This is a genomic window from Candidatus Hydrogenedentota bacterium (assembly GCA_013359265.1).
GTDB lineage: Bacteria > Hydrogenedentota > Hydrogenedentia > Hydrogenedentales > SLHB01 > JABWCD01.
On record JABWCD010000009.1, the window covers coordinates 1 to 26,173 of the forward strand.

The 26,173-nt window shown below is 60.9% G+C and carries 24 protein-coding genes and 1 tRNA gene; 23 read left to right on the forward strand and 2 right to left on the reverse strand.

Annotated elements, in window-relative coordinates:
* The first annotated feature begins 508 nt into the window (after positions 1-508).
* The 23 genes from HUU46_09790 (at position 509) to HUU46_09900 (ending at position 23,642) form a co-directional block, all read left to right on the forward strand.
* Positions 509-5,983 carry an amino acid adenylation domain-containing protein gene (locus HUU46_09790; GenBank protein ID NUM53922.1) on the forward strand — a complete coding sequence of 1,825 codons (5,475 nt, stop codon included), beginning with the start codon at positions 509-511 and terminating at the stop codon, positions 5,981-5,983.
* Positions 5,984-6,407: 424 nt separating this feature from the next.
* Positions 6,408-6,815 carry a flagellar basal body rod protein FlgB gene (gene flgB, locus HUU46_09795; protein ID NUM53923.1) on the forward strand — a complete coding sequence of 136 codons (408 nt, stop codon included), beginning with the start codon at positions 6,408-6,410 and terminating at the stop codon, positions 6,813-6,815.
* Positions 6,816-6,853: 38 nt separating this feature from the next.
* Positions 6,854-7,273 (forward strand): flagellar basal body rod protein FlgC, encoded by a 420-nt coding sequence (flgC, locus tag HUU46_09800; protein ID NUM53924.1) that lies wholly within the window; start codon positions 6,854-6,856, stop codon positions 7,271-7,273.
* Between the two features lie 80 nt (positions 7,274-7,353).
* The gene (fliE, locus tag HUU46_09805; protein ID NUM53925.1) at positions 7,354-7,674 is read left to right on the forward strand and encodes a flagellar hook-basal body complex protein FliE; all 321 of its coding nucleotides are present in this window, start codon (positions 7,354-7,356) and stop codon (positions 7,672-7,674) included.
* A gap of 48 nt (positions 7,675-7,722) precedes the next feature.
* Positions 7,723-8,166, forward strand: a complete 444-nt coding sequence (locus tag HUU46_09810; protein NUM53926.1) for a hypothetical protein — start codon at positions 7,723-7,725, stop codon at positions 8,164-8,166.
* A 55-nt stretch (positions 8,167-8,221) separates the two neighbouring features.
* Entirely contained in the window at positions 8,222-9,778 is a 1,557-nt protein-coding gene (gene fliF / locus HUU46_09815) for a flagellar M-ring protein FliF (protein NUM53927.1), read from the forward strand.
* Positions 9,779-9,782: 4 nt separating this feature from the next.
* The gene (gene fliG, locus HUU46_09820) at positions 9,783-10,808 is read left to right on the forward strand and encodes a flagellar motor switch protein FliG (protein ID NUM53928.1); all 1,026 of its coding nucleotides are present in this window, start codon (positions 9,783-9,785) and stop codon (positions 10,806-10,808) included.
* An 18-nt stretch (positions 10,809-10,826) separates the two neighbouring features.
* A complete protein-coding gene (locus HUU46_09825; GenBank protein NUM53929.1) occupies positions 10,827-11,471 on the forward strand; it encodes a hypothetical protein in 645 nt (214 codons plus the stop codon).
* Between the two features lie 4 nt (positions 11,472-11,475).
* On the forward strand, positions 11,476-12,789 hold the full coding sequence (locus tag HUU46_09830) for a FliI/YscN family ATPase (GenBank protein ID NUM53930.1): 1,314 nt from the start codon (positions 11,476-11,478) through the stop codon (positions 12,787-12,789).
* 6 nt (positions 12,790-12,795) lie between these two features.
* A complete protein-coding gene (gene fliJ / locus HUU46_09835) occupies positions 12,796-13,254 on the forward strand; it encodes a flagellar export protein FliJ (GenBank protein NUM53931.1) in 459 nt (152 codons plus the stop codon).
* Complete coding sequence (locus tag HUU46_09840) at positions 13,251-13,817, forward strand: hypothetical protein (GenBank protein NUM53932.1); 567 nt, start codon at positions 13,251-13,253, stop codon at positions 13,815-13,817. Before fliJ ends, HUU46_09840 begins: the two co-directional genes overlap by 4 nt.
* 124 nt (positions 13,818-13,941) lie before the next feature.
* Positions 13,942-15,537 (forward strand): flagellar hook-length control protein FliK, encoded by a 1,596-nt coding sequence (locus HUU46_09845; GenBank protein NUM53933.1) that lies wholly within the window; start codon positions 13,942-13,944, stop codon positions 15,535-15,537.
* A 141-nt stretch (positions 15,538-15,678) separates the two neighbouring features.
* A complete protein-coding gene (locus HUU46_09850) occupies positions 15,679-16,104 on the forward strand; it encodes a flagellar hook capping protein (protein ID NUM53934.1) in 426 nt (141 codons plus the stop codon).
* A complete protein-coding gene (locus HUU46_09855; GenBank protein ID NUM53935.1) occupies positions 16,101-16,502 on the forward strand; it encodes a hypothetical protein in 402 nt (133 codons plus the stop codon). Before HUU46_09850 ends, HUU46_09855 begins: the two co-directional genes overlap by 4 nt.
* Positions 16,503-16,737: 235 nt before the next feature.
* The gene (locus tag HUU46_09860; GenBank protein NUM53936.1) at positions 16,738-17,994 is read left to right on the forward strand and encodes a flagellar hook protein FlgE; all 1,257 of its coding nucleotides are present in this window, start codon (positions 16,738-16,740) and stop codon (positions 17,992-17,994) included.
* Between the two features lie 170 nt (positions 17,995-18,164).
* On the forward strand, positions 18,165-18,932 hold the full coding sequence (locus tag HUU46_09865; protein NUM53937.1) for a MotA/TolQ/ExbB proton channel family protein: 768 nt from the start codon (positions 18,165-18,167) through the stop codon (positions 18,930-18,932).
* 15 nt (positions 18,933-18,947) lie between these two features.
* Positions 18,948-19,727, forward strand: coding sequence for a flagellar motor protein MotB (locus tag HUU46_09870; GenBank protein NUM53938.1), 780 nt, complete (start codon positions 18,948-18,950; stop codon positions 19,725-19,727).
* Positions 19,728-19,740: 13 nt separating this feature from the next.
* On the forward strand, positions 19,741-20,340 hold the full coding sequence (locus tag HUU46_09875; protein ID NUM53939.1) for a hypothetical protein: 600 nt from the start codon (positions 19,741-19,743) through the stop codon (positions 20,338-20,340).
* Between the two features lie 3 nt (positions 20,341-20,343).
* Positions 20,344-20,685 carry a FliM/FliN family flagellar motor switch protein gene (locus HUU46_09880; protein ID NUM53940.1) on the forward strand — a complete coding sequence of 114 codons (342 nt, stop codon included), beginning with the start codon at positions 20,344-20,346 and terminating at the stop codon, positions 20,683-20,685.
* Positions 20,672-21,451, forward strand: coding sequence for a FliO/MopB family protein (locus HUU46_09885; GenBank protein NUM53941.1), 780 nt, complete (start codon positions 20,672-20,674; stop codon positions 21,449-21,451). Before HUU46_09880 ends, HUU46_09885 begins: the two co-directional genes overlap by 14 nt.
* Before the next feature lie 142 nt (positions 21,452-21,593).
* Complete coding sequence (gene fliP, locus HUU46_09890; GenBank protein NUM53942.1) at positions 21,594-22,349, forward strand: flagellar type III secretion system pore protein FliP; 756 nt, start codon at positions 21,594-21,596, stop codon at positions 22,347-22,349.
* A 270-nt stretch (positions 22,350-22,619) separates the two neighbouring features.
* Entirely contained in the window at positions 22,620-23,372 is a 753-nt protein-coding gene (locus HUU46_09895; GenBank protein NUM53943.1) for a DUF1080 domain-containing protein, read from the forward strand.
* A 179-nt stretch (positions 23,373-23,551) separates the two neighbouring features.
* A tRNA-Ser gene (locus tag HUU46_09900) sits at positions 23,552-23,642 on the forward strand.
* Positions 23,643-24,291: 649 nt separating this feature from the next.
* Here the strand turns inward: HUU46_09900 and HUU46_09905 are convergent.
* Both HUU46_09905 and HUU46_09910 read right to left on the reverse strand, forming a co-directional pair.
* Positions 24,292-24,984 carry an intradiol ring-cleavage dioxygenase gene (locus tag HUU46_09905; GenBank protein NUM53944.1) on the reverse strand — a complete coding sequence of 231 codons (693 nt, stop codon included), beginning with the start codon at positions 24,982-24,984 and terminating at the stop codon, positions 24,292-24,294.
* A gap of 248 nt (positions 24,985-25,232) precedes the next feature.
* Complete coding sequence (locus tag HUU46_09910; protein NUM53945.1) at positions 25,233-25,988, reverse strand: succinate dehydrogenase/fumarate reductase iron-sulfur subunit; 756 nt, start codon at positions 25,986-25,988, stop codon at positions 25,233-25,235.
* Positions 25,989-26,173 lie beyond the last annotated feature (185 nt).

Consider the following 26,173-nt stretch of genomic DNA (forward strand, 5'->3'; position numbering starts at 1 on the left):
AGTACCCTCCAAAGTGTTACTTCCACGGCCCGGCCCGATGAGCCGGACCGAATCCCTCGAAACAAAACCAGAGGATACAAAGGCAAACCGCGTGCCAGAACGCGTATGCTCTCTTAACATACTGATAATAAACATTTTACAAATAAACGAGCAGAAAAGACCCCAGCAACGCTGTGACGGAATTTGTCACTTGGCAGGGTTGGGCGACAAATATTGTAACCGCGAAGGGTTGACAAGACTGCGCCAATCGTTTCCGTAGCCCAGTGCTCGAAACTTTCCAGCGCTGTGCGATCGCGGCTTGCTTGGTCGCGGACGCTCGATGTCGTCGGAGTCAATCGGCGAATCGGCGGGCAATGATCGTTCGGCGGGTTGTAAAGGCGAAAGTTGTTAACATGGTACTACCCGTTCGACGATCGCGGCGGGATCCGTGTCAATCGCCGACCTGGTGTGCGGGGTTGGGCGCTCTCGTGTAAATTCGGACATGGGACGAAGTGGGAGGTTTGGGTCAGTGGCAGTCACGGTACCGGTGGAAGAGCTTTATGCGAAATCCCGGCTGACCAGTGCGCAACTGGCGATCTGGCTGGGTCTGAAGCTTTACCCCGACGTGCCAGTCCTTGACGCAGCCGCACTATACTTTCTACCGCCCGGCGCGCGCATTGATTGTTTTCAGTCGGCGTTTCAAAGATTAATCGACACCAGCGACGCTTTTCGTACGATCATTGTCGAAGAGGACGGAATTCCGCAGCCCCGCGTTATCGAGCCGTTTTCGTACACGATGGATATTGTCGACGTATCGGGCCACGCCGATCCGATCGAGGCCGCGAAGGGATGGGCGCGCGAGCAATCCCTGCATGTCTTCGATTGCGCGCAACCGATGTTTCGAGCAATCTTGCTGAAGCTGCGCCCGGATTTCCACGCGTGGTACTTCCACGTCAATCACCTGATTACCGACGCCTATTCGAGCGTGCTGACGGTGCAGCGGTTGAACAATCTGTACCGGCTTGCGATCGACGGCAAGTTGGATGGGCAGATTGCGTTCCCCCAGTACGCGGATTACGCGGCGGAAGAATTCGAGTCGCGCCAATCGAAACCGCCGGTGGAGGAGCTTACTTTCTGGCGCACCAAACTCGCCCGCCGGCTCGAACCCCCGGCGTTCTACGGGCGCACGCGCACGTCGAGCAATACCGCGCTGACGACGCGCGGAAAACTGCTTGGCGACGGAATCGCGCAGAAACTTCTCGGCATGCTCGACGATCCGCGCGTCGCGGGGAAGACGCCCGAGGCGACCCTGTTCAATCTATTTGCGGCGGCGCTGTACGGATTGATGTACCGAATCAGCGGCAGCAGGGAACTCGCCATCGGGACGATGTACCACAATCGCCGCAACGACGCGGCTCGAGACACCATCGGCGTATTCGTCGGCGCGTTGCCGTTGCGCGTTCGTATCGACGAAGGAGAGACATTTCTATCGCTCGCACGGAAAGTGCGCGCGGAAGCGGTGGAAAACCGCAAGAATGTCAACGGCGTTTTTCGCATGAGCCTCGACTATGGCGATTACGACGTGATGCTGAACGTACACGTCGCGCAGCCGGTGGGTTTGCTGGGTTACGAAGAGAACCTGCCCCACTGGGTGCGATCCGGGCACGGACGCGAAACGCTGGTGATTCACGCGTTTTACGTGCCCCAGTTGATGGATTATTTTGTCATCTTCGATTTGAACGACAGTGTGTTCGACGAGTACTTCCGCGAATGCGTCTCGCGGCATTTTTCGGCCATGCTTCGCGCGCTGGTGGACGATCTCGAACGCGAAATCGACGACGTAGATTTGCTGACGGACGACGAGCGCCATCGCGTGCTGGTCGAATTCAACGACACCGCGCGGCCCTATCCGGACATGACAACGGCAAACGCGCTCATCGAGGCGCAGGCCCGCAACAGGCCCGATGCGATCGCCGTCGTGTGCGGCGAACACGTGTTGACATACGCGCAGTTGGACGCGCGCGCAAACCAACTCGCGCGGTACCTTCAATCGCTGTGCGTGAAGCATGAGGACCTGGTCGGCATTTGCACGACGCGTTCCGTCGAGATGGTCATCGCGGCGCTGGGCGTGATGAAGGCCGGGGGCGCCTACGTGCCCATCGATCCGGCGCAACCCGCCGAACGGTTGGCCTTCATGCTGAACGACAGCGGTGTCCGCGTGCTGCTCACGCTCGCGCCTCTCGCCGGCCGGTTCGCCGAGCGGTCCGCGCGGTGCGTGCTGCTCGATACCGATCGCGAGCGTATATCGCGCGAAGATTCCGGCCCAGTCGAATCGGCGTCCGGACCGGCGGCGTTGGCATACGCGATTTACACCTCGGGCTCGACGGGTTGGCCAAAGGGCACACTCATCGAACATCGCGGCTTATGCAATCTCATGCAAATGCAGGCGGCGACGTTCGAGATCACGCCGGCAAGCAGGGTGCTTCAGTTCGCGTCTTTCGGTTTTGACGCATCGGTATCGGAAATCTTCGTTACGTTGGGCGCGGGCGCGACGCTGTGCATTCCGCCCGAAGACGTCGTATTCGACCCGTGGGCGCTGGCGGCTTTTATACAGGAGCACGCAGTAACTATCGCCACGTTGCCGCCGGCCCTGCTGCGCCTCATGGATTCGAGCGGCGCGACGACGTTGCGCACTGTCGTGAGCGCGGGAGAGCGGTGTCCGCGCGAGGTGGTCGAGCGCTGGGCGCCCGGACGCCGCTTTGTGAACGGCTACGGGCCAACGGAAGCGACGGTGTGTGCGGCGATGGCAGTGTGCGACGCGGGCGCCGGCAATGCGCCCCCGATAGGACGCGCGCCAGACAACACGCAACTGTACGTGCTCGACCGGAAGATGCGTCCGGTGCCGTTGGGGACACCGGGTGAATTGCATATCGGCGGCGTGGGGCTTGCTCGCGGATATCTTGGACGCGCCGAATTGACTGCGGACCGGTTTGTCGCGAACCCGTTTGTTGATACGCCCGGCGCGCGCCTATACAAGACGGGTGACTGCGTCCGCTGCCGGCCGGATGGCCAAATCGAATTCATTGGGCGGATCGATAGTCAGGTCAAACTGCACGGGTACCGCATCGAACTTTCTGAAATCGAGTCGGTGCTTGAATCGCACGCGCGCGTCAGGTCCGCCGCGGTGGTTGTGCGCGGCGAAGAAGGCAACGAACCGTACCTTGTTGCGTACATCGTTGCGGACGGGGGCGGGCGTCCCACTGTGTCCGAATTGCGCAGTCATGCGGGCCGGCGTGTCCCCCGTTACATGGTCCCATCGATATACACATTTGTCGACGAATTGCCGCTGACGGCAAGCGGAAAAGTCGACCGCGCGGCGCTGCCGAGTCCATCGCCACAACGCGATGACCCTGCCGGCGAAATTGACGTGCCGCAATCCGACATCGAAAGGCGATTGGCAGCGATTTTCGCGACGGTCTTGCGCACAGATACGGTCGGCTTACACGATCACTTTTTCGAGCGTGGCGGCGACTCGATAGCGAGCATCCAACTGGCCGGTCTCGCGCGCGAAGCGGGCCTTGCCGTGTCGCCGAACCACCTGTTCGAGTACCCGACGGTTGCGTCGTTGGCCGCGGCCCTCTCGCGCGGCGTATTGGTCCACGCGGAACAAAGCCGCGTGACGGGCCGTGTTCCGTTAGCGCCCATCCAGAAGTGGTTTTTCGAAATCCCAAATCCAAACCCAAGTCATTGGAATCAAAGCGTGACATTGCGCGCGAACGCCCTCATCGATATCGACGTGTTGTCGCAAGCGATCGAAGCGGTCGTCGATCACCACGACATGCTGCGCGCGCGGTTTCGACGTGCGAGCGGAACCTGGGAGCAAGTAATCGCCGAACGCGGCGGCGCGCCGCCGGTTCAACTCGTGGATTTGTCGCAGGTGGACGACAAGCAATTGGCGGAATCGCGGGCGTCCGCCGAGGCGGACATCCAGGGCAGCCTCGACATCGAACGCGGGCCGGTGCTTCGCTTCGCGGTACTGCGTTTCGGGCGCGGCCGGCCCGACGCAGTCATCGCGGCCGTTCATCACCTCGTTATCGACGCGGTTTCGTGGCGTATCGTCCTGGAGGACCTCGAGCGCGCATACGACCAGATTATGCGCGGCGTGCCGAATACCTTCTTGCCAAAGACGACATCGTTCAAACACTGGTCGACCCGACTGAGCGCGCTTGCGGCGCACGATAGAACGGGCGTCGGCGCACGCTATTGGCGGGCCCACTGCGACGACCCAGCGCCCGCCATCCCGACCGAACTTGCCGCCGGCCCGAATTCCAGCGGATCAAGCTCGACACTGCACGTTGCTCTGGACGCGGACCGTGCCACAAAATTATTCGATCGCTTTAACCATGCAGACGGAGCGCACCTGCTCGATGCGCTGGCCGCAGGATTGGCGGGCGCGTTCGTCGAATGGACCGGAGGCGACGCGTTCGCATTCAACCTGGAAACACACGGACGCGAACATTCCTTCGATGACGTCGATCTCTCGCGTACCGTCGGCTGGTTTACGTCGCTCATACCGGTCCGCTTGCACATCGACGCGAACGCCGATACTCCGTCGCGCGTCGCGCACGTGGCGGCACAACTCCACGAAGCCCGGAAACACGCGTTGGACTTCGGCGTTCGGCGCTTTCTCGCTGATGATAATCCGGCCCGCAGCGACCTCCCACGATTCGCCGACGTGAGTTTCAATTACATGGGTGACATAGATCGGTTGTCGCCGGCGGGACGCCTGTTTACGACGGATTCCTTGTCGCAGAATTTTCGCGGCAACTATCATCCCGAGTCGGAGCGCGCGTGTCTGATAGAAATCAATGGTTTCGCGCACGACCGCACCCTGCATTTCTATTGGACCTACAGCGCCAACCGACACCGCCCAGATACCATTGCGCGTCTCGCGAACACGTTTATTCAACAACTCGAGACAATCGCGGACGCCCACGTCGGCGCGCCGGCTCCGCCGAAGAGCATTGCCGAAACGTTCAATTTCGCGGAGATGGGTACGCTGATTCCGATTAAGCCAACGGGATCGCGTCCCCCATTCTTCTGTGTACCGGGCGGTGGCGGCGTCGTCTTTCCGTTCTACAACCTGGTGCCATATCTCGACGCCGATCAGCCGCTTTACGGTCTGCAGGACCCGAGCCTAGACGAAAACGTCGCCCCATTCGAACGGGTCGAGGACCTCGCGGCGTTTTACCTGGATCGCATGCGTTCGGTGCAACCGCACGGGCCCTACTACGTCGCCGGCTGGTCCTTCGGCGGGGCAGTCGCGTACGAGATCGCACAACAAGCCGTCCACGCGGGCGAAGACGTCGCGCTCGTAGCAATCATGGACCAACTGGCGCCTCCCCTGCTCGAGACCCGCGGTACGTTGCGCCAGCGTCTCGGCAAGATCGTCCCGGCGATCGCCGTGCTCGGGCGCACGGTAAAGGGCAGTTTTCCGTACGTGCGCGACGGGCTCTATCTCGTCTTTAGCCGCGACCGTCAAAACGGAAATGGCGGCGCCGGCAGAATCTCGCTCGTCGACTACTTCACATGGGCTTGGCGTGACGCCTTGTTCAAATCGTTCCTGCAGCAGGCCGACATCGCGCGCGTGGCCGTGGCGGACTCGAGTTACGTGAAGTTCAAACAACCGGCGACCATGCGCGTCATGTACGTGTTGCGCTCGCACGTGCGCGCACTCAAATTCTACCGGGCCCGGCCGTTCCCCGGTGTCGTCGACGTCTTCCGCTCTATCGACGATTGGAAAGACCTAAAACTGGACGACGACGAGGATCTGGGATGGGGTGCGCTCGCGGAAGGCGGCATACGGGTCCATCGCATCAGTGGGAGCCACGTCACGCTCATGCGCAAACCACACATCTTTGAGTTTGCGCACAACCTTAACGAGCGACTGCGCGAAACGCAGCCCGCGAAGCGCTACGACGGAGTTTCTTCGGCGATTAGGTAAATGCGAGAGCGAAGAGAACCACGAGCATAAGGAGCGCTACGCCGATTCCCCAGCTCGAGTTGTATCCCCACGATCCGCCGCTTCCAAATGTAAATCGGTAACAGTCCATTTCGACAACCATGTTCGCGTGCAGTCCACGCGCCCGGCTCCTTCCCTATTATCCAACATTTCGGCCCCGCGCGTATCTTTCCGCGAAATGATTCCTGCCAGGAGGAATCTGCCGCTGGCTGGAAATAAGTGCCGTAGTGAACGGACACCGAACCGCAAGTACATACTACATAACTAATTTGTTTTCATATACTTATGAGATAAGCACGGATAGGCATGCACATTGCGTCAGCGAATGGCGAGAGTCTTTTGACGGAGAGACTTTCACAGGTGGTGGGGCGACCCGGACGCGGGTCGCCTCGCTTTACGAAATCACTTGACGGAGACGACGGTGGCCTTTGAGGGTGTAAGCAGTGTTCGCTTGTTACAGGACGCGATGCGCGTGTGTGTCCAGAACCACACGGTCATCGCGAACAACATTGCGAACGCGGACACCCCGAATTTTACCCCGTCGAAACTCGATTTTCAGGGTACTCTGCAAGAGACCTTAGGGGGGCGCGGCCGTTTCTCCCTCCGCAAGACTCAGGCCCGCCACCTTGACATTTCCCGCGAAATTCCGCGTTTTGAGCATATTGCACTTTCGAGCAAGAATGACTACAATAAAGTCGACCTAGAACAAGAGATGGCCGATCTTTCCGAAAATACCGGAAAGTACACAATATATGGTAGTCTCTTGGTCAAGCAGTTTAAGCAGGCCAAGGACATGTTGGCGGGCCTTCGGTAGGGGAGTGCGAAGCGGTTGATGCGTAAAGGGTTTCGCTCGTGCTAGAAGCGGTTTCGGCAAAAGAGATTGCGGTCAGCGGCCTCAAGGCCCAGCGTACCCGCATGAATCTTATCGCGAACAACATCGCCAACGCCCTCACCCCCACGACCGCCAAGGGCGGGGCATTCCGTCGGCAACTGGCCATTCTCAGCGGCGAAGGCATCAAGAGCGGCATCCTGCCGAACAAGCTTGGCGTAAAGGTCGAGCGCGTAATGTCCGACCCGTCGCCATTCCGGCAGGTTTACGAACCGAGTAATCCGTATGCAAACGCGGACGGATACGTCGAGTATCCAAACGTTGACCTTGCGGTGGAGATGGCGGACCTGGTTTCGGCCCAGCGCGCATACGAGGCGAACATCGCTGTAATCGTTTCGAGCCGGCGTATGGCGCAGAAAGCGCTCGAGATAATTCAGGTGTAAGGAAAGTGGAACGGACGTAACGGACAAGAGGGACTTGAAGGGGCGACAGCCCCAAGGGACCCATGAGTTTGTAAATCAAAATGGCTGACCCACTCAACATCAGCGGCATCACCCCAGGGCGGATCGAGATCGATCCGTCCAAGATGCGGACGCCCGCGCCATCGTCTGCGCCGGTTGAGGGCAAATCATTCAAGGACGTACTTGCCGATTCAATCGGTGAAGTGCAACGCCTGCAGTCCGAGGCGGACACGACAATCAAGAAACTGGTGTCCGGCGAAATCAAAGACGTTACGGAAGCCATGGTCGCCGTTGAGAAGGCAGACGTGTCGTTTCAAACGATGATGGCCGTGCGTAACAAGATAGTGGCCGCGTACGAAGAGATTATGCGGATGCAGGTATAGCAGTGCGGCGCCGGGCTGTCCGGCGCCGAACGAACGAGAGACAGGCCTGTGAGTATTCTCCGTCGACTCAAGGCCGGCATCGAGGCCCAGTGGCGCGCATTGCCACTGTGCGATCGGCGCCGGTGCATGCTGGTATCGGTTCTGGTGCCTCTGGCGGCCGTTACCGCCTACGACGCGCGCCCGCGATCGGACGAGTTCGAGGCCTTGGCCTCGGGGCTGACATCGTCGGAATCGAGCGCGGTGCTCGGGCACCTCGAAAACCGGCACGTTCCCTACGTTTTGATGGACGGCGGGCAGACTGTGATGGTGCCGGCCACCCAGCGCGCGGAGTTGACAGTTGAATTGACTCGATTGGCCCTGATGCGGGACGGGCTGTTTCCCGCTGGCGGGGACATAGGCCTGAGGGCGGACCGAACGACGCGGGAAATGGAATTGGCGGACTGGAATCGTCCCCGTGCGCAGGCGCAGGCACGCGGTGCTTCGGAGCAGTAACGCAGTTACGAACACACACGCGAATAAGCGCTGAAATGCAGTAAGGGGAACAGCCGTGTTGCAATTTGCTCGTCAATTTCTCGCGGGGCTAGTGCTGGCGTGGGACCGTTTGTCCGCCAGCGCCCGAGTGACGGTCGCGGTGGCATTCCTTTTCACCGTGGCAATTATCGCGGCCATGGTGACGATCGGCAGCCGCCCGCAGTATGTCGAACTCTATTCCGGATTGTCGCCGCAAGACATGCTTGCGGTGCAGAGCCGCCTCGATCAGGAGGGCGTCCCGTGGCAGTTGGACGCGTCCGGCAAGTCTATCAAGGTCCCGCTCCAGCATCGCAGCGACATGATGGTCAAAATCGGCGGCGCGGGCATCGTGAAATCGCAGGGCGCCGCGCCGGGCATGGAGCTTTTCGACGACACAAACCTCATGCAGACGCAGTTTACGCAGGACGTGAACCTCATGCGCGCGAAGACCGGCGAGCTGCAGAATTTGCTGGGGCGCTACTCGTTCATCCGCGCCGCGTACGTGAGCATCGGTGAGGCAAGAGAAGAATTCTTCTCGGCGGACCAGCTTCCGATCCAAGCGAACGTAACGATCGACGTCGCGCAGAACCTGACGGAAGAGCAGGTTAGAGCCGTCATCAACACGGTCGCGTCGTCCATCGCCGGTCTATCCAAGGACCACATCAACCTCGCGACTACGGACGGCAACCTGCTGAAGCCCCTCGCCGACAACGATTTCGATTCTATCGCGAGCACCAAGCTCGACCTGGCGCGCAGCGAACGAAACCACTTGAAGCGTGAAGCGGAAGCCGCGTTGCGGGAATTCGGCATTCGCAGCGTCGTGACAGTCATGCTGGACGTGGACAACACGACAAAGAAAGAAACGAAGGAACAGATCGAGAAGGGCGTCGCGGTCAGCACGCTCAAGGTTAAGAACCAGACGAACAGTTCCGCCGCGTCGCCCTCCGGCCCCGCCGGCGCCCGGGCAAACCTGCCCGCGGACGCGCAGAACGCCGGCGGCGAATCGAATTCCCAGACGGAAACGCAGCAGCTCACCAACACCGAGCCTTCCCGCACCACCACGATCACCGAGTCTTCCCCCGGGAAGGTGACGGTAACCGGAGCGACGGTAATCGTCGAGGGCAAGTATGAAGATGAACTCGACGCGCAAGGCGCGGCCACGGGTAAGAAGACGTATGTGCCACCCGACAAGAAGAAACTCGAAACGTACCAAAACCTTGTGGCAACCGCAGTCGGCGTTACCGTCGACAAGGTGAAAATTAGCGACCATCCATTTGAGTTGCAGCAACTTGCGGCTGCAACACCCGCCGTCGCGGCGGCGGCAAGCCCACTTTCGTTCGGTGCGGTACAATTAGACGGGATATTGAAGATCGTGGCAGTGGCCCTGCTCTTCTTTGTCGTGCGATTCTTGGCGCTGCGCGCCACGGTCCGCAAGGCACAGATGGACGACAGCGTCGAGATCGAGCTGCCCAAGGCCAGCCCCGAAGAATTGCGCAAGCGCGAGATAGCGACCGAAGTGGAGCGCGTGTCGCAAGAGCAGCCGGAAGCGGTTGCGTCCTTGCTGCGTACGTGGCTGAGCGAGACGGAGGAGTAATCCGTTGCCGCCTAAAGCATTAAAGGAACTCGACGGCCGAACGAAGGCGGCGGTCTTTTTGGCATGCCTCGGCCCGAAAAACGCGAGCCGCGTTCTAGCGAAATTGAGCGAAGACGAGATCGAACAGCTCACGCTCGACCTATCGAGCCTCGGCGCGGTCGAACCGGAAATCCGCGAGAAAGTGGTGGAAGAATTCCACCAGATGTACCTCGCGAACCGTTACGTCACCGCGGGAGGCGTGGACTACGCGCGAAACCTGCTCGAATCTGCGCTCGGCCCTGAGCGCGCCATGGAAGTGCTCACGAAACTTCAGAGCAGCTTGACGGAGGTCCCCTTCGAATTCCTGAAGCGCGCGGACCCGTCGCAGATTTGCACATTCATACAGGACGAACATCCGCAGACGATCTCGCTCATTCTCGCGCACCTCTCGCCAAAAGTGTCGAGCATCGTGCTGTCCGCGCTGCCGCAGGACTTGCGCGCGGAAATCATCATGCGCATCGCGTCCATGGACCGGACCCCGCCGGAGATCGTGCGCGAAGTCGAGCGCGTGCTCGAACGCAAGATGGCGTCCGTGTTCAGCCAGGGTTTCACGTTTGCAGGCGGCGTGAAGGAAGTCGCGGAAATACTCAATAACATCGATCGCGGGTCCGAGAAGTCGATCATGGCGACGCTCTCCGAGCGCGACCCCGAGTTGGCCGAAGAGATCGCGCGGCTGATGTTCACGTTCGACGACGTGATCAAGGTGGACAACAGCGGCATTCAGAAAGCGCTGCGCGAGATCGACCAACGCGACCTTGCGCTGGCGCTCAAGACGGCGGGCGAGGACCTCGCCAACAAGATACTCAACAACATGTCCGAGCGCGCCCGCACCATGATTCGCGAGGAAATGGAGTACATGGGCCCGGTCAAACTAAAGAACGTCGAGGAAGCGCAGCAGAAGATCGTCAACATTATCCGCCGCCTCGAGGACGCCGGCGAAATCGTCATCAACCGCGGCGGCGCGGGTGGCGGCGACGAAATAGTCGTCTAGGCGCGGCGAGGATCGCGCATGTCGAAGGTCTTCAAATCTCAACGCGTGCCGGCCAAGAAGCGGCGCCGCGTCGAGAAGACCGTGGCCGCATTTTCGCGGCCCGATCTCGCGAGCGCGCCCGCGATCGACATGGACCCCACGGAACTCGAAACGCCGATGGAACGCGCCGAGCGCATGTACCAGGAAGCGTATGCCGCGGGCCGCGACGCCGGTATGGAGGCGGGTTTCGCCCAGTTCAAAGAACTCGTCGGCGAGGCACACAAGGCGCTCGATAGCGCGGCGCACGCGCTGCGCGAAGCCAACGCGGCGTTTCTCGAGTCCGTCGAACCCCAGGTCGTCGAGTTGGCGAAAGCGGTCGCGTCGCGCATCCTTCGGCGCGAATCGCGCACCGATGTCGAACTCGTCCGCAACACGGTCCGCGCCGCGTTGGAAAACCTCACCGAGCGTAAGCACGCAATTGTTCGGCTCAATCCGGGAGATATGCAGGCACTCACCGAGCGCGGCGTATCGTTGGAACAGTTCTTCGAATCGTTCGAGCGGGTCGACGTCATGCCCGACGAGTCCGTGCCGCATGGAGGGTGCACGGTGGAAACGAAGATGGTGGATATCGATGCGCGGCTGGATACGCAACTGATGCGCATCTTCGACGCGATCGAGGAATAGCCTGATGCCCGTCTCGCTCGAACGGCGCATGGAACGCGTGATGGCCGCGAGGCCCATCGCAGTGTACGGCAAGATTGTCGACGTCGTTGGTCTCACCATCGAGGCCACCGGACCGCCGATGCACATTGGCGATCTCTGCTACATTCGCCCCCCGCGCAACGGCGAAACCGTGCCCGCGGAAGTGGTGGGATTTCGCGGGAGCCGAATCTTGTTGATGCCGCTCGGCGATATCGCGGGCATCGCACCGAACAGCCTGGTCGAGCCGACGTTTCGCCCCCAGTCCGTGCGGGTCGGACTCGACTTGCTCGGGCGCGTAATCGGCAGCATGGGTAATCCGCTCGACGGCGGGCCGGCCCCTTCCGGCTCGTCGCACGTCTCGCTCTCGATGTCGCCGCCATCCCCGTTGACGCGGCGCCGCATCACCGAACCACTATCGACGGGCGTTCGTTCGATAGACGGATGCATTACCGTGGGCAAGGGACAGCGCGTAGGCATTCTCTCGGGCAGCGGCGTCGGCAAAAGCAAACTCATCGGAATGATTGCGCGCAACACGAGCGCGGACGTGAACGTCATCGCGCTTGTGGGCGAACGCGGTCGCGAAGTGCGCGAATTCATCGAAGGCGACCTCGGCCCGCACGGGCTGGCGCGATCGGTTGTCGTCGTAGCGACGTCAGACGAGCCGGCGCTGATGCGCATCAAGGGTGCGCTCGTTGCGACCGCCGTCGCGGAGTGGTTTCGCGATCAGGGCGCGGACGTCTTGCTCATGATGGACAGCGTGACGCGCTTCGCGATGGCGCAGCGCGAAGTCGGACTCGCCGTCGGCGAACCGCCTACCACGCGCGGCTACCCGCCGTCGGTGTACGCGCTGTTGCCGAAACTGCTCGAGCGCGCGGGCACGTCCGACAAGGGCAGCATCACCGGAATCTATTCCGTCCTTGTCGAGGCGGACGATTTGAACGATCCGGTCGGCGACGCGGTGCGCAGCATTCTCGACGGACACATTTCGCTGTCACGCGCGCTGGCCAGCCGCAACCATTATCCGGCCGTCGACGTGTTGGAAAGCATCAGTCGGTGTATGATTGACATTACGCCGGACACGCACCGATTGTTGGCGGGCGAGATTCGCAAAGTGCTCGCAACGTACCGCGACGCCGAGGATTTGATCAACATCGGCGCGTACGTCGAGGGAAGCAACCCGGAGATTGACCGCGCGGTGCGGCTCATGCCGGCCGTGCGCCGGTTCTTGCAGCAGGGCCTCAATGAATCGACCAAGTTCGCGGACATTCAGGCGCAGTTGCACAAGGCGGTAAAAGGGTAAAGGCCGTTGCCGAAGCCGTGGCAAAAATACGCCGTGTTGTTGCGCGTGCGCGAGCGGCAGGAACGTTTGAAAGCGCAGGCCCTCGCCGCCGCCCGGCGCGACGTGGGCCGCGCGCAGGCACAGCGCGACGCGTTGGCCGAGGAACAGCAGCGCGTGCTTGTCGAGGCCGGCAACGCGGCGAAACGTAACGTCGACGCGGCGAAGGTGCAGGCCTTCATTCATTACGAACGCCACATTGCGCGGCTCGCGGTTGACAAAGACGCGGAAATCTACTCGTTGAAATCAACTGCGGAAAAACGCCGCGCCGAACTCGAAGAGGCAATGAAGCGCCGTAGGGTCGTCGAACGGTTGAACGAGCGCGAGCGGCTCGCCTACCGCAATCATGTTTTGAAGGAAGAACAGAAGTTGCTCGATGAGACCGCGTCGGTCCAGGCCGCACTCGAGCGCAGGGCGGACCGCGCATGAAAGTCTTCGTCGCGCTGGTCATGGCCATCTTCGCTTTTGCGGCAACCATCGCGGGTGCCTTGTACCTCGCGGGCGGGTTCACGCAGGAAGGCATGCAAAAGCTGCTCGGCATTGAAGCGCCCAAACCGGAGGAAGCCGAACCGCCGTCAGCCGAACAAATTCCGGAAGTGGTCAAGGCGTTGAACGAGCGGGAAGCGGAACTGGCCGAGCGCGAGGCGGCGCTCAAAACCGAGGAAAAACGTATCCTGGAAACGCGCACGCAGTTGGAGGACTTGCGCACGACGCTTGAAGGCCTCGTCGCCGAGGCGACGAAATCGCTTGACGCCGCCGATTCGGACAAGTTCCAGCGGCTGCAAAACGTCGCCAACTCATTGGGCGCGATGGAGCCCGAATCCGCCGCGCAGGCCATGGAATCGTGGTTGCCCAACGACGCTGCCATCGTGCTGCAAATGATAGACGAAGAGGTGCGCGGCGAAATCCTGAACGCCATGCCGCCCGATAAATCCGCGTCTATCCTCACGGCCATGAAGGAAGTATCGGCACCGGCCGTCCCCGCGCAATAGCGCGATCCGCAGCACCTTCACGCAGTTCGCCACCGAACTGCCAGGACTCTCCCACTCCGCGCGACGGCGTGTGCCTGAGCGCGATTTGGATACCCCACGTTCGATTAGAAAGGAGGTGAAGTATGTGCAGATTAGTACGATTGAAGTACGAATCGAAGGCGTAGACCCGAAACCGCCCGCGAAGAAGGACGGCAAGGAAGACGCAGGCATCGAGTCTGCGTTTGCCGCGTTTTTCGCGGACGCGCAGCACGACGTACGTCAGAAATCGGTTGCGAAGAAAACCTCGAGCGAAGATGGAGACTCCGCCGAACGCGCCGGCTCCGTGGCGCACGACGGCGCAAAGCCGTTGCGTCCCGCGGCAGAGGATGCGCAGGAGGCGGCGCCGGATTCCGAAGTCGAATCTACGCCCGGCGGACCCGCTTCGCAGGCGAAAGCTGCCAATGCGGAAGTCTCGGATGATGCTATGTCGAAGGTCGTTGTCGTCTCGGACGGCGTCAAACGCAGTCACGTGAAGTACACGGTGTCGAAAGCGAACGCGCAGGCGGCAATTCATGTCGCAGCAAGTGCGACCGCTGCGGCCACGAAAACTGCCGCGAATGTAATGACGACGGAGGGAGCGCCGACGGTCACGTTGCCGCAGTCGAACGCAACAGTCGAAACGGCGGCAAAGGTTCCAGTAACCGCGCCCCCGCAAATTGCGTTTCCGATGAACCTGGCAGAAATGCCCGTGGTTGAGGCGGAGTTGACCGTGACGCCACCGCCACCAAAGACGATCGCGGAGGCTTCAACGGCAAAGGTCGACGCTGCAACGGACGTTGCGCAGGAAGGCGAATCGATCGACGTCGTGCCAACGGTCGAGGCAAACGTTTCAAGTGACGATGCTGAGTCCGATGGAGAACAGCCGTTGGGCGCCGGGCGCGAACGGCAGCCGCAGGTTACCGTGTCGAAGGCAACGACACACGCGGTAACTCCGCCGTCGGAATCGGTGAAGGCGGAGCGTTCTCCGCGAGCGAAGCCAACACCGGAAGTGCAGCCGGCGGAGACGCCAGTCGCGACAACCGGTGAGGAGGCAGTAACCACAAAGGCAGTCGATGTACCGCCTTCGGCCGAATCGGCCGCGAAAACGCCTGAGGCAGCGTCGAAGCCGGAACCGCAAGTCATTCGCAACGTAACGCAATTGGTCGTGCCGGACGGCTCGATCGTCGCAACCCAAAGCACGGAGACGCGAACCGAAGGCACGCAAGCGTCGGCGCAGCGTGAGGTAGTCGTGGTCGAAAAGGTCACGGTCCAGGCGTTGCCCGAACAGGCGGTGCGCGGCGTCCGTTACATGGCGGCGAACGGCGAACACACGATGCGTATTCGGCTCGTGCCGGAGTCGCTGGGCGAAGTGCGGCTTGAAGTGATCGCGTCGAAAGGCGAGGTCAGCGTCAAGCTCTCGAGCGCGAGCCCCGCGGTGCGCGAAATCCTGCAGACGCATGCGCAGGGTCTGCAGACCGCGATCGCGCAGGACAACCCGGGCGTCGTTCGCGTGACGGTTACGCCGGACGTGTCGAACGGCGCTTGGCTGTCGGGCAATGCCCAGCGCCACAGCGGGCAGCACGAAGGCGGCGCGCAGCAACGCGCCGGGACGCCGTCGTCGTATCACGCATCGAAACAGGACCCACCCAGTGCGTCGCGCCGCGAAACGGCGCACGCAGGAAACCTCAACGTGTACGTATAAGGAAAGGAACAAGAAACAATGAGTGTGTTATCCAGCATCGGATCGGAGCTGCGCAGTTTGCTCCGGCCCGTGGCGCGCGGCAGCGACGTTCTTTCGCCGCTGAGCAAGGCCGCCGCGAGCGATCCGGTCGAGGAGGCGTTGATGAAAGCCATCCAGACCAACAGCAGCCAGAAGGCCGGCGCCAGCGACACCGGTGCGTCGTCTACATCGACGGAACTCGGCAAGGACACGTTCCTGCAGTTGCTCGTCGAGCAGATGCGCTACCAGGACCCGCTCGCGCCGACGGACAACGCGCAGATGATCGCGCAGCTTGCCCAGTTTTCCGCGCTCGAACAGATGAATAACCTGAACGAGTCGTTCGAGGAGTTGAGCGGCAATCTCGATCAGCTCAATTTCCTGTCCGCGTCTTCCATGATTGGAAAGCATGTGGCGGGGATTGGCGCCGACGGCAGCACGATAACCGGTGTGGTCAGTGGCGTCACGATGAAAGGCAGCATCGTCTACCTGACCGTTGGCGACAAGCAACTGTCGATGGCGGGCGTGCAGACGATCTCGGACGCGGCATGATCAACCGAATCGAACTGCAAACGCGCGCGGCAAAGGCGGCGCCCGGTGCGTCATATAGCGCGAAGCCGGGCCCAACGGCCTTTGCCGACGTGTTCGCCGAGCAGTTGCGCGGCGGAAAGGCTGTGAAGTTCTCCGCCCACGCGACACAGCGGCTCGCCGACCGGCGCATCGCGTTGACGCAGAACGACGAAGCGAGCATCGCGCGCGCCGTGGACAAGGCGGCCGCGAAGGGCGCTCGAGAAACCCTGCTCCTCATGGACAAGCTCGCGCTCGTTGTGAGCGTGCCGAACCGCACCGTTATCACCGCCATGTCGCAACACGAACTTGGCGACACCGTATTCACCAACATCGACAGCGCAGTGCTGGTCGCCCCGGCGGCGACGGAACTGAGCGCTTGAGATGAAGACAGATCGCTTCAATGTTCGATGCATTCACGTTGCCATTTGTGCTCGTAATCGTAATCGTGCTCGTAATCGTAATCGATTTCTCGATCCGAAAACGGCCATACCGCATTCGCGTGTACGAAAGGCAAGTAACAAGACTGAAAACATGGGCTGGTCCCCGTTTGTGGGGGAGCCCTCTATCGCGCCGCGGACTGACTGAAGCGGCGCAAACCACAGGGAGTTTCCAAGTATGGGTTCAGCAATTTACGCGGGTGTGACGGGATTGCAGGTGCATCAGCGCCGGCTCGACGTCATCGCCAGCAACATCGCCAACGTAAACACGACGGGCTATCGCGGTTCGCGCGTGTTGTTTCAGGATTTGTTCTCACAGACGCTGCAGGGGCCCCGCGCGCCCGTTGGCGCCTTCGGCGGCAACAACCCGATGCAGATCGGACTCGGCGTGCGCCTGGGGTCCATTGACACGAACTTCCAGCAGGGCACGCTGCAAACCACCGGCGTCGCATCGGACCTCGCGATCCAGGGCGGCGGCTTCTTCGTCTTGAGCGATGGATCGGGCAATTACTATACCCGCGACGGTTCGTTCGACATCAACGCGAATGGTCAGCTCATCGACTCTGCGACCGGCTTGTTCGTGCAGGGCTTCCAGGCCGACGGCGCGGGTATCATCGATCCGAACGGAGCAGTCACGAACCTGACCATTCCGGTCGGCGGCACCTCCATCGTCCGCGCAACCACCATCGGCACGCTTATCGGCAACCTCGACGCCGATGCGGCCGTAGGCGACACCGTCACGCGCACAATCCAGGTGTTCGACTCGCTGGGGACCGCGCGCGACATTACCATTACGTTCGAGAAGACCGCGACCGTAAACGAGTGGGAATGGTCCCTGTCCTCGACGGACACCGATATCGCCACGCTCTCGCCCGACGCGGGCACGCCCGGCACGATTACGTTCGACGCGTCCGGCAACGTGACTGCCGGCGGTGTTGGCGCGGTCACCGTGACCTTCGCGGCGGGCTTGCCGGCAACCCCGGTCGACCCGTTCCTGTTCGATCTCGACTTCACCGCGATGTCACAACTGTCCGACACGAGCGATATTACGCTCCAGAATCAGGACGGCTACCCGCGAGGCACGCTCGAAGCCTTCAACATTGGCGGCGACGGCATCATTAACGGCGTGTTCTCGAACGGTCTGACCCAGGTCATCGGCCAAGTGGCGCTGGCGAGCTTCGCGAACAATGGCGGCCTGACACGCTTCGGGGACAACCTGTTTCGCGACAGCCCGGGCTCCGGCCCCGCGCAAATCGGCATCCCGAATACCGGTGGCCGCGGCACGGTCTCCGGCGGTGTGCTGGAAGGCTCGAACGTGGACCTCGGGACGGAGTTCTCGAATCTCATCGTCACACAGCGCGGCTTCCAAGCCAACGCGCGGACAATTACAACGGCCGACACGTTGCTTCAGGAAACCGTCAATTTGGTCCGGTAACCCCCAGTAGAATAGTCTAACCGAACGTACCGGCCGAGGGGCGTGGGGCCTCTCGGCCGGTTTTTTGCGTCTGGACTATACAATGACTTGTTGCAACGCAGCGGCAATGCTACAATATGTCGCATTAGTCCGCAGTTCGGGAATGAAACTCACGAAAAGGTTGTCGCGCGATGGATATCGCAACCGTCGTTGGACTGCTCGCCGCCATCGGAATTCTCGGCTCGGCTATTCTTTCCGGCGGCGATGCGAGCCTGTACATCAACTTCCCGTCGGTTCTAATCGTCTTCGGCGGAACGCTGGCAGCGACACTGATTAACTATCCACTGCGCGACGTGATCAGCGTATTTGGCTCGCTCCGTAACGCCTTTTTTCACAATGCGCCGTCGCCGGACGATCTGATTACCCGGCTTGTGCAGTATTCGATCATCGCGCGGAAGGAGGGCATCCTGGCGCTCGAGGCGCACGCCAAGCGCGCGAATGACGAGTTCCTGGAGAAAAGTGTTCAATTGGCGATTGACGGGACTTCGCCCGATCTCATCAAGGACATTCTTACGACCGATCTGGCGTTCATGGAGAACCGCCACGCGCTTGGCCAATCCGTATTGACAGCAATGGGCACTTACGCACCTGCCTTCGGTATGATCGGCACGCTAGTCGGCATGGTGAACATGCTCGTGTCATTAAACGATCCCGCGAAGATCGGCCACGGCATGGCCGTCGCCTTGCTGACCACGCTGTACGGGGCGTTACTCGCGAATTGTTTCTTTCTCCCGTGTGCCGGAAAGTTGCGGGTACGCACGGGGCACGAAATGCTGACCCGCGAATTGGTCATCGAAGGAATCATGTCGATCCAGGCGGGCGATAACCCGCGTATCGTCGAACAAAAACTCAAAGCGTTCATACCTCCCGCGCTGCGCGAGGGCTACAAGGCCGCATAGACGATGCGCCGAGCGATGGCAAGGTCTGAAGGCGACAAGCCCAGCGCACCCGCATGGGTCGTCACCTTCGCGGATATGATGGGGCTGATCCTCTGCTTTTTCATTTTGATCGTCTCGTTTTCATCCATCGAGAAGAACAAGATCACGGAAGCCGTGAAGTCCGTGCAGGGCGCGCTGGGCGTGGCGCCGGAGAACCGGGCCGGACAACGCATGTCGCCCAATGTGTTCGAGACGCCGCCACGCGTGCCGCGAAGTATCGAACGCGTTGCGCGCGAGTTTCGCACGCGATTGCAGGTGCTCGGCGTCGAAGATGGAGTAAGCATCAAGTACAGCGGCGACGGCGGGCTCGAGATCAACCTGCCGAACCAGGTGCTCTTCGATTTTGGCCGGGCGGAATTGAAGCCTGAAGCGTACGAGATTTTGAACCAGCTTGCGTCGTCGCTCAGCACAATTCCCGGGATTTTTGTCGAAATTCGCGGGCACACGGACAATGTGCCCGTGGGCGCCAACAGCCCATTCGCGGACAACTACGATCTGAGCTATCAGCGCGCAAAAAACGTCATGCTGCAAATGACGGCTGCAGGCGGCCTGCAACAGGGCGCGTGCGAAGTCATCGCGTGCGGACCGTCGCAGCCCATCTCGAGCAATGACACCGAAGAGGGTCGCGCCACGAACCGGCGCGTCCAGTTGCAGGTGCGCGGCGATTTCTCGGACGAGTCGACCGCCCAGATGCAGAGTGTAATCGAATCCACGCAGGCGCCGACAACGCCGCCGGGACCGCAACCGGTAAACTAGGAGGGCCTACCTCATGGGCGAACCCAAAGAAAAACACGCGGAAGCGGCCCCGGCGCCGGCAGCCGGCGGCGGCGGCAAGATGATCATGATCGCCGTCGGGTCGTCGCTGATTTCGGTGATCGGCGCACTGGCCGTGTTCTACTTCGCGTTCATGCCCAAGTTGGCCCCGCCGGCCAGCGGGGAAGAGGGCGAGGAGGAGGAGGTCGCCGCCGAAGAAGAGGCGGGCGGGGGCGGCGGTGGCGCCCACGGCGGAGGTGGCGGGGAGGCGGCGCCTAAACTAACCGTCGAATTCGACGAAACGACCGTGACCTGCGTCATGCAATCGCCCGACATTCCGGCGTCGATCCTCATGTTTCAGATTGCGCTCGACTGCGCGAACTCCAGCGCGGCAAGCTTGATCGAGGCGAACAAGGCGCGGTTCGCGGCCAAAATCCGGGAGTTGCACAGCTACAAGAAACGCGCGGAATTGGACAATCCCCAGCTTGAACAAGATATATTGAAGGCGGTCGTCCAGGAATCGAACGCGCTCCTGCAGGAGATCACCGGAAAGCCCTCGGAGAAGACGCGGGTAAAGGACGCATACCACATTAAATTCTTCATACAGGACCTGTAATTCATGGCGGAGCCGCGCATCGCGGAAGATCACAACTTCGAGGAAATCCTGCCGGTTGCGGCGCCGCCGGGCGCGCACCATAAGCTCGATGACCTCAAACGCGTGAAGCTCACCGTGTCCGCGGACCTCGGCGCCTGCAACATGCTTGTTCGGGACGTGCTCGAGCTGCAACGGGGTAGTGTTGTGCAACTGAGCAAGCTCGCGGGTGAGATGACGGACATCTATGTCAACGGCCTGCCCCTCGCGCGCGGCGAGGTCGTCGTCATCGGCGACACGCTGCACGTGCGCATCGGCGAAATTGCGGGACAGGAAAAGCAGGGCGATACCGAAGATGTGTCGATGTAGCGCCATCGTCGCGATTGCACTGGCAATTGCGTTTTCGACTTCCGCCGCGGAGCAAAAAGCCGCACCGGAATTCGAGGCCGTGGCGCCGCCCCAGGTGATTCTACAGCCGCCCAACCTTGACAAAAGTACGCCCGCCGACGAGGAGCCCGTCTCCCCCACGCCTCCCGCCAGTGATTCGGCTGCGGATTCCGCCGTGTCCGCGGAGGACTGGGCGAAGATTCAAGCGGAAATCGATAAGGGGAGCGACACCACGGATCAAGCGGCGGAACAACCCGCCACGGCGGCCGCACCGGTGCAGGCGCCCGGAACCGGCGCGTCGCTGCTTCGCGGCACTCTGGCGCTGTGCGTGGTGCTCGCGCTGATTCTCGTGTGCTATTACGTCGCCAATCGATACGGGAAAAAGAGCCCGCTCTTCGCCGGAACGACGCTCGGGAAAATCCTCGGGCGCGTGCACTTGTCGCCGAAGGCCGAGTTGTATTTTGTGAAGGTAAAGGACCGCGTGCTGGTCATCGGCGTTACGCAAAACGAGATTTCACGCGTCGCGGAGTTCGACGCAGCGCTGTTCGATGACGCGCAGACCGCCGCCGCGCCAGTCCAACAACACCCCGCACCGCGGCAAGTGACGTTCGCGAACGAACTGCGCGCGCAGAGTTTGCCTGAAGCGACGCCCAGCGCCGTCTCCGAGGAACTTGCGGCACTTCGCGCGGAACTCGACAAAGCGCGGCAGTATTTCCGGGAGACCTCGGGTGAACCCGGCGCTCTCTAATAAGGGTCGCCCGCGTTTTTTCGACACAACCCGTGCTCATGCTCGTGCTCATGCTCATGCTCATGCTCGTGCTCGTGCTCGTAATCGTAATCGTAATTCGAAACCTCGCCCCATCCATCGAGCTTCCCGGCTCGGACGAGGTCTGATCCCTCTTTTGCTCATACTCGCCGTCTTCACCGTGCCGACACTCGCACAGGCGCCCGCGCCCGACAATTCGCTTGGCCTGAATATCTTCCAAACCGCGCGTGACGCCGTTCAGCCGGAGCAGCTCTCGACGACGATGACCGTCTTCCTGCTGCTCACCGTGCTCTCGCTCGCTCCGGCAATCCTGGTGATGACGACATCGTTTACGCGCATCATCATCGTGTTCGGGTTTCTGCGGCAGGCGATGGCGACGCAACAGACGCCGCCAAACCAGGTGCTCATCGGCCTCGCATTGTTTCTAACCGCCGCGATCATGGCGCCAACGTATCAACGCGTGTACGACGACGCGCTGCGTCCGTACATGGACAACCAAATCGGCCCGGAAGACGCGTTGGACCGCGGCATGAAACCGGTGCGCGAGTTTATGCTGCGGCAAGTTGCCAAGCACCCGAAAGACCTCGCGCTCTTCATGAACATCAACAAACTGCCCCGGCCGCAGACGCCGGACGACGTGCCAACGCACGTGCTCATCTGCGCGTTCACGCTGAACGAGCTGCGCGTCGCATTCATGATCGGCTTCATCATCTACATTCCCTTCCTCATCATCGACATGGTCGTCGCCAGTACGCTCATGGCGATGGGGATGATGATGCTCCCCCCCGTGTTCATTTCCCTCCCGTTCAAAATCATCCTCTTCGTCCTCGCAGACGGATGGTACCTGATCGTTAGCGAACTCGTGCGAAGTTTCGGGTGAATATCGTTGCGCCGGGCGGAGCGGGGCTCCGCCCGAGCCGCTTAACGATCAGAAACGGCACGGCATGGACGGAGCATCGCCCCACCCATTCCGCCTGCAATGGTAGTTTCGGTGTGTACCCGCGTTCGCGTATGATGGGTGCTTTCCAATTCTTTCGGACAGGAGAAACCAGCCATGAATCGGGGACTCGTATTCGCGCTCTGCGCCGCACTCGTGTTCACCGCGCCCACCGCATTCGCCAAGGAACCCAAGATCAAAGAATGGTCGAAGATGGAAAAGGACGACAAGGGAGAGCTCAAACGCGTTTGGTACATGACGATCGACGGCATCATGGTCCACGAAGACGACCCGAACATCGTCCCGCCGCCGCCCGTCGTGACGCCCGGTCCCGCCGGCGATCCCGTGCCCTCGCCGTCGGACGCAATCGTCCTCTTCGACGGCAAGGACCTCTCGAAGTGGACGTCCACGAAGGAAGGCGAGGACACCAAGTGGATTCTGGTCGATGGCGCAATGTCGCCGACGAAAGATTCGGGCTACATTCGAACGAAACAGGAATTCGGATCGTGCCAGTTGCACGTCGAGTTTGCCACGCCCGTGCACGTCGACGGCGATGGGCAGGGCCGCGGAAACAGCGGCGTGTTTCTGCACGGACGCTACGAAATCCAGGTGCTTGATTCGTACAACAACACAACCTATTTCGACGGACAATGTGCCGCGCTCTACGGCCGCAAACCGCCGCTCGCGAACGCGTGCCGCAAACCCGGCGAATGGCAGACCTACGACATCGTCTATCACCGCCCAATTTTCAAAGGGAAGAAAGTTGCGAAGAAGGCCACGTTTACGGTGTTCCACAACGGCGTGCTCGTACACGACAAGGTCGAACTCAGCGGCGGCACAGGCTGGCGCGGCCCCCACTCCATCACACCCTACGTCCCCCACGGCGACAAAGGCCCCATCCAACTCCAAGACCACGGCAACCCCGTCCTCTTCCGCAACATCTGGATTCGGGAATTGGCGGATTAGCAGCGGACCACGTCGGACTGAAAAGAACTGTGTCCGTGAGAGATTCTCCGTAGCGCCCGGCTTCCGTGCCGGGCGTCTTCGTTTCCGCGCTGCGCGAAGGATGGAAGGTGGAACCCCCCGCATTCCGTTTGCTAAACTACCTTTTTACATATCGTTTCACGACAAACCCTGTCGTCCGCGGAGAGGTGGCCGAGTGGTTGAAGGCGGCGGCCTCGAAAGCCGTTGTACTCCATTGGGGTACCGCGAGTTCGAATCTCGCCCTCTCCGCCATCTAATTCTCCGTATGAGGGTTTGCCATCAGCAGCCACTTTCGCAACCACCTTGCCGCTCTATCGGGATCGCCACTCGTAATTGACGCTCGGAATTCGCGGAGCGATTCACGAGTCCGATGACGACGCACGAAGCAGGAGCACGAACGGACTGCACCGGCGATTTCGTCGTGCGCGGCCACAGACCATTCGGTTGAACGCGGGGGGAACTCCCTCTTTCCGGCGCTGCGGATGGTGGAGTTGGAAGCGGGTGGCGGAATCGCGTGTGGGTAGCACCGCCCGCTTCGTAGTCCTGTAGCGAACTCGGAGAAAGAGTATTCCCCCCGCTTGTGTTCTCGGACTTGCGCTGCTTGGTTCGGCAATTGGCGCGCGGTACGGTTCAACGCCAACACCATCAGCGGCAAGTCTGAGCACTCACCCGCGGAGGGGAGCATTCCCACGGATGAAGTACCTTGTTGATTCAATTGTCTCTTCCGACCGTTCCAAGGACTCCCAGCAAAGCCAGGTATTGCGTGACCAGTCTTTCGTGCTTGTGCTCGAAATCGTGATTGAATGCTCTGTATCTCATTCACTCGAACGTGAGCCCTGCTTCAGTGGCCACAGTTTTCCTGAAAAACTTCCTAGCGGCGCCCATGCAGCGCTCGCCTGCTTCACACCGGCTGCACACCGAGCGCAAGCTTGCCGACGTAAAACCCGTCGCGGCTGCGCAGCCGCAACAGCGACTGCCCCGCGCTTTGCTCGTAGATATCGTCTTCTTCGTTCGCCGTATCGGCCTGGCCGCTCGTTGCATACGGCTGTTGCGTGTAGACGTAACTGGTAACGTCTTCGTCGAAGAACAGCTGGCCGGTGTGCACGTACGAGCCGCCAACGTGAACTTTCACGTGGATGTGCGGCGTCCTGCCCGGGTACCAGCCGGGATAAATCGTTGTAAAGGTGACGGCGCCCTTGTCGTTGCTCGTCTGTTGCCCGCGCAAGAACGTGGTCGTAGCGCCGTTCACACCCGAATAATTGCCATCGGCATCCGCGTGCCAAATCTCGACGGTTGCGCCTTCGATGGGTGCGCAGGTGGATACGTCTCGCACTTTGAGCCGCAGTTTGAGCGTGATGCCGTCGCGGTCTTCCCGGATGTCGGATCGAAACGGATGCGTGGACAGGTAGTAGGGCCCCTCAGTTAGCTCGGGCAAAAGGATGCACGTTTTCTCGCCGCCGACCGTTTCCGCGCTTGCGGGACGGCCTTGCGCCGCCTCTCCAAGTATCGCCGCGCCGACGCCCGCTCCAAGCGCGGCGATGGCGTCGCGCCGGCGCAGCAGGATTTCAGTTTCCGCAGTATTGAGGACTTTCATCGCCGAAATCTCCCAGACACACGCACAGGTTCGATTCAGCCTTGCCGCCTTGTTTCGGCGGCGATTCGCTGTACCTAGCTTGTACCATCGAGATCGGCGAATCTCCAAATTACATTTTGTTCATCTTTTTGTTGTCCGGCAGGGCCTGTGCTGAGGGAGCGGAAGTAGAAAAAAGGCCGCCTTATCGGGGAAGCGAGCGCGAGGGAAACCTCTGCCATCATCGAAAGAAAAGGTTTCCTTCGAAGCTTTTACGCGCCCAATGCCGCGGCGAGGTAGTCGCGGTTCATTTTCGCGATGTTCTTGACGGAGATGCCTTTCGGGCAGGCGGCTTCGCATTCGTAGTGGTTTGAGCAGTTGCCGAAGCCTTCGGCGTCCATCTGCGCAACCATGCCGAGGACGCGGCTGTGTCTTTCGGGTTGGCCTTGGGGCAGCACGTTGAGGTGCGCGACTTTCGCCGACACGAACAGCATCGCGGACGCGTTCGGACACGCCGCGACGCAGGCGCCGCAGCCGATGCATTGCGCGGCGTCCATCGCCCAATCGGCCTTGTCTTTCGGCACAGGAATGCTGTGCGCTTCGGCCGCCTGGCCCGTACGCACGCTGATAAAGCCGCCCGCCTGAATGATGCGATCGAACGCGGACCGATCGCATACGAGGTCCTTGATTATCGGAAAGCCCTTCGCGCGCCACGGCTCGATCGTGATCGTGTCGCCGTCCTTAAACTTGCGCATGTGCAACTGGCACAGCGTCGTTTCCTTCTCCGGCCCGTGCGCCTGCCCGTTCACCACCGCGCCACAACTGCCGCAGATGCCTTCGCGGCAATCGTGATCAAACGCGATCGGCTCGATGCCCTTCGTCTCCAATTCCGCGTTGACGATGTCGAGCATTTCCAAGAACGACGCGTCCGTATCGATGCCCTTCGCTTCGTAGGTTTCAAGGCGGCCAGGGGCGGCAGCATTCTTCTGCCGCCAGACTTTCAGCGTGAGGTTTATCTTGCGCGACATGAACGAAACCTATTTTGGATTTTGGATTTTGGATTTTGGATTGAAAGGGCGAATGCGACCGCGGATCGCGCGGATACACGCGGATTTGGCGAAGACCAGTACTTAGGCAAGCAGCATAACGCAGCGGGCCGCTTTGTCCGTTTGCAGTTCCCAATCCAAAATCCAAAATCCAAAATCCAAAATTC

Excerpts from the sequence above, each read along its gene's own strand:
- fliE (NUM53925.1), top strand. The coding sequence starts at position 7,354 with ATGGCTGACCCACTCAACATCAGCGGCATCACCCCAGGGCGGATCGAG.
- HUU46_09860 (NUM53936.1), top strand. The coding sequence starts at position 16,738 with ATGGGTTCAGCAATTTACGCGGGTGTGACGGGATTGCAGGTGCATCAG.
- HUU46_09825 (NUM53929.1), top strand. The coding sequence starts at position 10,827 with ATGTCGAAGGTCTTCAAATCTCAACGCGTGCCGGCCAAGAAGCGGCGC.
- HUU46_09850 (NUM53934.1), top strand. The coding sequence starts at position 15,679 with ATGAAAGCCATCCAGACCAACAGCAGCCAGAAGGCCGGCGCCAGCGAC.
- HUU46_09875 (NUM53939.1), top strand. The coding sequence starts at position 19,741 with ATGGGCGAACCCAAAGAAAAACACGCGGAAGCGGCCCCGGCGCCGGCA.
- HUU46_09840 (NUM53932.1), top strand. The coding sequence starts at position 13,251 with ATGAAAGTCTTCGTCGCGCTGGTCATGGCCATCTTCGCTTTTGCGGCA.
- HUU46_09880 (NUM53940.1), top strand. The coding sequence starts at position 20,344 with ATGGCGGAGCCGCGCATCGCGGAAGATCACAACTTCGAGGAAATCCTG.
- HUU46_09895 (NUM53943.1), top strand. The coding sequence starts at position 22,620 with ATGGAAAAGGACGACAAGGGAGAGCTCAAACGCGTTTGGTACATGACG.
- HUU46_09865 (NUM53937.1), top strand. The coding sequence starts at position 18,165 with ATGGATATCGCAACCGTCGTTGGACTGCTCGCCGCCATCGGAATTCTC.
- HUU46_09910 (NUM53945.1), bottom strand. The coding sequence starts at position 25,988 with ATGTCGCGCAAGATAAACCTCACGCTGAAAGTCTGGCGGCAGAAGAAT.
- HUU46_09870 (NUM53938.1), top strand. The coding sequence starts at position 18,948 with ATGGCAAGGTCTGAAGGCGACAAGCCCAGCGCACCCGCATGGGTCGTC.
- HUU46_09885 (NUM53941.1), top strand. The coding sequence starts at position 20,672 with ATGTGTCGATGTAGCGCCATCGTCGCGATTGCACTGGCAATTGCGTTT.
- HUU46_09830 (NUM53930.1), top strand. The coding sequence starts at position 11,476 with ATGCCCGTCTCGCTCGAACGGCGCATGGAACGCGTGATGGCCGCGAGG.
- HUU46_09905 (NUM53944.1), bottom strand. The coding sequence starts at position 24,984 with ATGAAAGTCCTCAATACTGCGGAAACTGAAATCCTGCTGCGCCGGCGC.
- HUU46_09855 (NUM53935.1), top strand. The coding sequence starts at position 16,101 with ATGATCAACCGAATCGAACTGCAAACGCGCGCGGCAAAGGCGGCGCCC.